Annotated in this window: 8 protein-coding genes and 1 pseudogene; 2 read left to right on the top strand and 7 right to left on the bottom strand. The window is 26.2% G+C overall.

Annotated elements, in window-relative coordinates; all coding sequences use genetic code 11:
• From I1959_RS14985 to I1959_RS15010, 6 genes and pseudogenes are all read right to left on the bottom strand, one after another.
• Positions 1-185: pseudogene (locus I1959_RS14985) on the bottom strand (phage antirepressor KilAC domain-containing protein); the annotation flags it as partial.
• A gap of 344 nt (positions 186-529) precedes the next feature.
• Positions 530-694 carry a hypothetical protein gene (locus I1959_RS14990; protein ID WP_181998672.1) on the bottom strand — a complete coding sequence of 55 codons (165 nt, stop codon included), beginning with the start codon at positions 692-694 and terminating at the stop codon, positions 530-532.
• 1305 nt (positions 695-1999) lie between these two features.
• On the bottom strand, positions 2000-2314 hold the full coding sequence (locus I1959_RS14995; protein ID WP_195238877.1) for a helix-turn-helix domain-containing protein: 315 nt from the start codon (positions 2312-2314) through the stop codon (positions 2000-2002).
• Between the two features lie 44 nt (positions 2315-2358).
• A complete protein-coding gene (locus tag I1959_RS15000) occupies positions 2359-2547 on the bottom strand; it encodes a hypothetical protein (RefSeq protein ID WP_195238879.1) in 189 nt (62 codons plus the stop codon).
• 100 nt (positions 2548-2647) lie between these two features.
• Positions 2648-2962, bottom strand: a complete 315-nt coding sequence (locus I1959_RS15005; RefSeq protein WP_195238881.1) for a type II toxin-antitoxin system RelE/ParE family toxin — start codon at positions 2960-2962, stop codon at positions 2648-2650.
• 536 nt (positions 2963-3498) lie between these two features.
• The gene (locus I1959_RS15010) at positions 3499-3681 is read right to left on the bottom strand and encodes a DUF4177 domain-containing protein (RefSeq protein WP_195238884.1); all 183 of its coding nucleotides are present in this window, start codon (positions 3679-3681) and stop codon (positions 3499-3501) included.
• 399 nt (positions 3682-4080) lie between these two features.
• Between I1959_RS15010 and I1959_RS15015 the strand changes: the two genes are divergently transcribed.
• Positions 4081-5316 carry an amidase domain-containing protein gene (locus tag I1959_RS15015; RefSeq protein ID WP_195238885.1) on the top strand — a complete coding sequence of 412 codons (1236 nt, stop codon included), beginning with the start codon at positions 4081-4083 and terminating at the stop codon, positions 5314-5316.
• 53 nt (positions 5317-5369) lie between these two features.
• A complete protein-coding gene (locus I1959_RS15020) occupies positions 5370-5987 on the top strand; it encodes a hypothetical protein (protein WP_195238887.1) in 618 nt (205 codons plus the stop codon).
• Positions 5988-6776: 789 nt separating this feature from the next.
• Here the strand turns inward: I1959_RS15020 and I1959_RS15025 are convergent.
• On the bottom strand, positions 6777-7224 hold a 448-nt coding region (locus tag I1959_RS15025; RefSeq protein ID WP_195238889.1), incomplete at its 5' end, for a hypothetical protein.

Here is a 7224-nt window from a genome sequence, read left to right on the forward strand (position 1 = left end):
TTGTAATATCTTTTTTCTTTTTGAAAATATTTATATCCATTTTCTCTTATAATTTTTTGAAGATATTTTTCTCCTATCCCTAGATTTTTCCTAATACAAGTTACAGTTTTTCCTTCACTTAATTTTTCATTTATGTACTCAATTTTTTTATCTATATCTAATTCCAAAAACTCCTCTTTAGTCATTTTATCTCCTTTAAAATAATCAATTTTTTTGTAATACATTTGTAGTATATTACAAATGTATTACAAACTCCTTTTAATATTTTTTATAAAAAATAAAAAGCCCTCTGCAAGAGCCTTCGGAGAAAAAAGAGCATAAGGAGTTTTTGTCCCCATCTGCGATTTGGGTCTGGGCAAAGCCCAGTAATACTCTCATTTTAAGTAAAAAAATCATGACCCCATGAAAAAATGAATTGCCTCCACTTTTGCCACCAATTCTGCATCCAAAATGCATCCTAAAAAATAACCTATTTTATACTAAAAAAAACAAGTGATAGGACTTGATCCATCGCTTGTTTTTTTATTTTTTAACTATACTTTTTAGCAAGTTCTATTAATATTATTGGGATCAATATACAGTTAGCTATAGTAATAATACTCATGTCATGAACATCTAAAGTTAGTATCCAAAAAAGAGCAGCAACAATGAATATTTTTTCCATCTTAGTAAATATTTTTAAGAATTCTTTCACCGTCTAAACCTCCCTATAATTAAGCCTATCGGCTAACAACTCCTTATAACCTATCGGTCTTCAGTCGTACTAACGCAGAGTTCAAATGACCAACTCAGAAGAGGGTTGTCCATCAAACTCTTTTGTTTTATAAGTTTCTTATGTACTTGCTTATATGGTTTTTATATAATACCAGATTCGAGTTAATTTTGGACAGAGTTAGCCTACGAACAAGTCGCAAGCTAACCTCCTATCAGGTATATAATACCGTCATCTCGCCATGTATACGACCATGGAACGTCTAGGACTGATACAGTCAACATAACACCTCATAATTTAATATAGACTACCATTTCCCCCAATAGTCGGTATCGTTATGTTTGCACAAAGAAATGCCACAAACCTCGCTTTCAACATATGTAGTATCGAGTCACTACTCTCTGCCCTTCTTGATGGTATCAGACATCAATATATGCAGTTGGGACTTTAACCCAAGTGTTTAGTCGGCTACCCCTGTACTCTGTCGAGCCATTCGGTTTGCTCTAGGTCAAACACTCTCCCTTATAAAACCCTATCTATTCAATTTTTTATATGTATGTAAATATTTCTTTTCTCAGCTAATATTAATTATCGAGCCTAATATCAATGCTCCCATTCTCTCAAGCCGTTTAAGTATGGTGTAAGCTAATACTAATTAATCAAGCATAGTATCAATGCTTTCCGACCTCAAGCCTTGTCTAAAAACTAAAAAAAGCTATTCTCAACTGTGAGAATAGCTCGATATTTCATAAACCTTTTTTAAATTTATAATCTTGTATAATTTTCAAGTATATATTATACTAATCTTGATTATAAATTTAAGAGTAAACTGTTGTTGTTCTAATAAGTATGGCTGTACTTCTTAGTAATAACAGTTTATAAGGCTTACTTGTACTATCTAACTGCTACCAACAGTTGGGTACTAATTTCCGATTAGGTTTGGCGACCGAAAGGGAAACTTGTAAGTCTTTTTTATTTTGTTTTCTAAATACATAATATAGTTTTTTACATAAATTTACAAATCTTTTTTGTTAAAAAACTATATTTTTTTAAAACTTTCATAGATATAATAAAAAAATCCTAAAGGAACATTAATGCTACTTTAGGATTTTTATTATTTACAATTAAATATACGTTATAATATTTTTCTTAATATAATCTTGTTATATGAAACAGAATTCTATATTTTTTATTTTTATTTCTATTCTTTTTTTATTCTCTTGTACAAGATTATTATACTTAATATGATTATATTTTTTTACTTTATTCAACATTTAAATTATCATTTTAATCAAATATACTGTTTAAATCTAATCCTAGTCCCATCGTGTATCTTATTAAATTTATTAATGTTGGTCTTCTTCCGCACTTTTCTATATTGGATATTACTTGCTGAGTTAATCCCGTTTTTCTAGCAAGCTCTTTTTGTGTTAATCCCATTTCTTTTCTTCTATTCGTTAAATTACTTATAAATTTAAATTCAATTTCATAAGACTCAAAGAAAAACTTACTTTCTTCATCAAAAGACTCAATTTCCATATCTAATCTATCTAGATCCAATGGCACACATACTTCAGAATTCTTTAAGTTTTCTTTTTTCATAATTTACATTTACCTCCTAATCAAATATAGCTAACCAGAAGAGTTTAAATATTTATTCTTGTCTTTAATATTACAACTGGACTTGTAATGCAACTTATTCTATTCTGTATTTGTTTTTTCATTTCAAATATATTTGTAACTGTATCTTCTGCTCCGATCGTCTTAAAAAAAGCATTTATGTTTTCTCTTTTACTTTTTAAAGTTACTCTTGATATGTTTTTTAACCTGCTCATTTCTTGATACCTCCTCGTTTAATTATTTTATTTTATACATAATGTTTTTAGCATCCTAGAGCATTCCCTCAAAGGGGAATAGAAAACTTACTACTTTTACTTATATACTTTTTGCTCTTTGCTCTACCAATTTCAAATCCTTTTGCTCTGTTTTGTTTTTTTGCTTTCTTGCTATATGTAAAATGACTAGATCCTCACCTTTATACGAGTAAAATATCCTCAAATCACCTTTAACTATTTCAAATGCTTTCACATCTATAGCTTTTATTTTCTTGGTCTTGTACATTTTCAGCGCAGACACATGATCTTGACCTAGTCGTTTTAGGATTTGTGCTATAGCAGCTCTTTCGTCTTTATTGTTTGCAAAAGATAGTAAGTTTTCTATTCTCCCAATGGAATTATGTAATGTAACCATAATTTTACCTCCAGGATAATATATTTTACACCGAATACGGTGTATTTTTCTATAAAATTTAACTAGATATTCCTAGTTCCTTTAATTATACATTATTTATTTTTTTTTTGCAAGCATTTTTTATGCTACAATAATACCTACTATTACTCATAATAATAAATAATAATATGTATATCTATATATAATATCAATGCAGAATAGAAAAGTATTCAGATGATTTTTTACAGCAGGATCATTATATATGGAGCTTAATTCCCACATATTTCTATATATTTAAAGCATCAGAAAATACATTTTAATTTTTCATTATTTTATTATCAATAATTCCATTGCTTTTAAATTAACTTTAATAAAAAACTTTATATAAGCATTGATAAACCAAGGTTAGAACAATTTTATCAATCCCATCAACTAGTCTCCAAATTTTACTTTAGAAATTGTGTATTTTACATAAAGTTAATGCCCTAAAAATCCAAGTAAATGGATTTTAGGGGCATTTTTGCTAGATATCTTTAAATGTGTTTTTAAAGATTAGTTTAAACTTCTCTTTTGAAAACAGCTAAACCTTCCAGCCAATGTATTTGGACTAATTCCCAACCTTCTCTACCTAAGGGATTGAATAGTTCTTCTAGTGCTTCTGTTCTATTTTTACTTGCTGATTTTTTAGTAATACCATCTTGACCATATAACTGTATAAATTTATATTCGAATTGTTTCATTTTCTATCTCCTTTTTAATCAATATTATAGCAAAATCAAGACGGCTAAATACTAATTATTACTATTAGTCCTAAAATTTCATTTTGAATATTTTTACACATCTAAATATTACTATAGTCTTTAATACAATGTACAAAAAACTAAATGGGAGAAATTATACAGATAGATATTAAAATAATAATATTATTATTAAAAGTATATTCATAAATATACTTTTAAATTGCATTTTTTGACAAAAAAATAATACAAAGTATTACATTAAAACTAAAATTATTGATTATATTTATTTTCATTGATATTTATTTTATATACTAATTTTTTTCAGTTAAAACATTGGTGTATAGTTTTAATTTGTAAAAAATACAGATTTATATTTTTTAAAGTGGGGGAGATTTAAAAATGAAAAAAAAATTATTTGTATTTTTATTAATATCATCAATATTTTTTCAGTTCAGCAACATAAGTTATGCGATTGAAAAAGATGGTATAATTGAGAAAAACGGTGAAAATAAACAGGATTTTGATATTGAAAATGAAAAAGATTCTATAAAAAAAGTATTAGAAACGTTTATTAAGGATGATTACAATTATAATGGTGGAAAGAATGATTTCTCAACAATTGGAAATGAACAGTTAAAGAAATATTTATTAGCAAGAAATACTGTAAAAGCTACAAATCATAAAACAAATTATAAAAAAGTTCTTTCACAAAATTTTGAATTTAATTATAAAGATTTTGCTAAATTGGGTAATTACGTAAAAGTTAATGTTTACATGCTTGAAACTTATTTATTTAAAGATGAAGATACTGGACAGCTCAATGAGGCTGGAGCAGGTAATGATTATATAGTATATCTTTCTAAGATAAATGGAGAGTGGAAAGTTATGTCAGCAACAATTGATGTTGATATTGATGCAGTAGATGATGAATTTGATGTTAATAAAGAATTAGGTTATGAGGGTAATAAAACACAAAAAAATATTGAATTAAATTTAAATAAAATGCTTAATAAACTAAATGATTTAGAGGACGCTTATTCTAAACCCATAAATGGAGAATCTTTAAGTACTGACCCTGATATAAAATATGATGTAGAAAGAGGTAATGCTCTATCTGCAACTCAAAGGAAAGCAATCTATAATTATGCCTATGATTATAGAATGCATCGTCGTAATCCAAATTATTTATCTTTTGAAACAACTGATTGCGCAAACTATGCTTCTCAAGCACTTAGGAAAGCTGGGGCAAGAGCCGATAAAAATCATTCAATTGTAATAGATGGAAAAAAAAGAACATGGTCATTAACACCAGATTCTTTCCACATTCAGCCAACTTATGGAGATGCATGGGCTCAAGCTCATTACCTAAGAGCATTTATCGTTAGAAATGAAAATGGTTATAGAGGACCTGGTGGGCATGCCATTGGATATGGTTCAAAATTAGAGTTAGGTGACTTAACATTTATTTATCATAATGAGTGGAAAAAATGGTTCCATACTTATATAGTTATTGAACCTGGCCCTAACTTTAAAATAGCATGTCATACAAAAGATAGATGGGGGGATCGTATTAATGATGCAGCTCCTGAAAGTAAATACCCTAGATCGTATGTACATTTAACATCTTTAAATTAAAAATTTATATTTTTTATTAAGTGCATAAATAAATCTATAAGGGGGATAGCATAATGAAAAATAAAAATAAATTATTTGTTTTTTCATTAGTATTATCGATTATTATTTTCTCTAGCATTTTTATATATCTAAAAATAACAGCTGAAAAAGATTCTATAAAAGAAGTAGTGGAAACGTTTATTAAAGATGATTATAATTATAATGGCGGAAAGAATGATTTTTCAACAGTTGGAAATGAACAATTAAAGAAATATTTAATAGCAAGAAATGATGTAAAGGCTACAAATCATAAAATAAATTATAAAAAAGTTCTTTCACAAAATTTTGAATTTGAATATAAAGACTTTGCTAAATCGGGTAATTACATAAAAGTTAACGTTTACATGATTGAAACTTATTCATTTAAAGATGAGGATACTGGAAAAATAAATGAGGCCGGAGCAGGAAATAATTATACAGTATATCTTTCTAAGATAAATGGAGAATGGAAAGTTATGTCAGCAACAATTGCCCTTGGTGCTGATGCTGATGCAGTAGATGATGAATTTGATGTTAATAAAGAGTTAGGTTATGAAGGTAATAAAACACAAAAAAATGTTGAATTAAATTTAAATAAAATGCTTAATAGGCTTAATTATTTAAAAGAAATGTATTCTAAACCTCTAAAGTAGAATATTTAAGTGTAATTAAAATAATATATTTTACTTTTTTAATTATTTTTTTAACTCTAAAGATATATGTATAAAATAATTTTTAATACATAAAAAAGATAACTAATCCCGAAATTTCACTTTAAAGACTAGTTATGTATTTAAGATAAAGTTAATGCCCTTAGAATCCAAATAAATGGATTTTAAGGGCATTTCTACTACATGTCTTTAAATGAGTTTTTAAGGATTAGTATTTCTTTGAAGTCAGGTAAATCACATATTCCATATAAAATAAATTTTTCTTGTGCATCTATTAATCATAGTTCATTAGACCCACACCATAATATGATATAATTATTATATATTATTAATTTATGGGGTAAAATTATGGATATATTGTTAAATGGAGTATATATATATGGCATAATTATAATCATAATGATATATATATCTTACATTATGTCTAATAAATAAAAAGCCAATAGAATTAATTCTATTGGCTTTTTATTTATTAGACATACGAAATGAAAATCGATATAAAAAATAACTAGTCTTAAAATTTAGATTTTGGGAATAGTTTAAAAAAATCTAGTATTTCCAATACTTGTAAAGTTTAACGAAATAAAGAAAGGTCAAACTTAAATTTATTAAGTCTAATCTTTCTTTATTTTATTTGCTTATAAGGCTCTAATTTCGATTTTAAGGCTTATTTTATAAATAAATAACCTATTTACCCTTAACTTTATTATTTTTGCTCTATATGGATTTTATACGTTTTTTTAGCCATAATTTACGGTGATTATTTATCCATTACTTGTACTTTTCCATGTATTCTTCCAATGCCATAGACACTAGATCTTGATTATTATATTTTTTATGTTTACTACAAAACTCTTTCCATTTAGTTAATGTTTCACCATAAACTCTGAATGAAGTTACTTTTGCTTCACCTTTGAATTCTTTAATTTGTATTTCATTACTAGCAACTACTTCTATTACATTTGTAGTATCTTTGTAATACAAATTTTCTTTAAAAGCATTTATGACTTCAAATATATCTTTCTTTGCTTGAACTATTTCTAATAAATCATCTTTATAATTTTGTAATACAATTGTAGTATCTTTGTAATCTGAATCAAAATTTTCTTTTTCATGAACTATATTTTTTTGTATTACATTTATATTTTCTTTGTAATATCTTTTTTCTTTTTGAAAATATTTATATCCATTTTCTCTTATAATTTTTTGAAGATATTTT

Source organism: Romboutsia sp. 1001285H_161024_C4 (genome assembly GCF_015550185.1).
GTDB lineage: Bacteria > Bacillota > Clostridia > Peptostreptococcales > Peptostreptococcaceae > Romboutsia_C > Romboutsia_C hominis.

Bases quoted from the DNA above. Each gene is read 5' to 3' on its own strand.
- I1959_RS15010 (WP_195238884.1), bottom strand. From the start codon at position 3,681: ATGAAACAATTCGAATATAAATTTATACAGTTATATGGTCAAGATGGT.
- I1959_RS15015 (WP_195238885.1), top strand. From the start codon at position 4,081: ATGAAAAAAAAATTATTTGTATTTTTATTAATATCATCAATATTTTTT.
- I1959_RS14995 (WP_195238877.1), bottom strand. From the start codon at position 2,314: ATGAAAAAAGAAAACTTAAAGAATTCTGAAGTATGTGTGCCATTGGAT.
- I1959_RS15005 (WP_195238881.1), bottom strand. From the start codon at position 2,962: ATGGTTACATTACATAATTCCATTGGGAGAATAGAAAACTTACTATCT.
- I1959_RS15020 (WP_195238887.1), top strand. From the start codon at position 5,370: ATGAAAAATAAAAATAAATTATTTGTTTTTTCATTAGTATTATCGATT.
- I1959_RS15000 (WP_195238879.1), bottom strand. From the start codon at position 2,547: ATGAGCAGGTTAAAAAACATATCAAGAGTAACTTTAAAAAGTAAAAGA.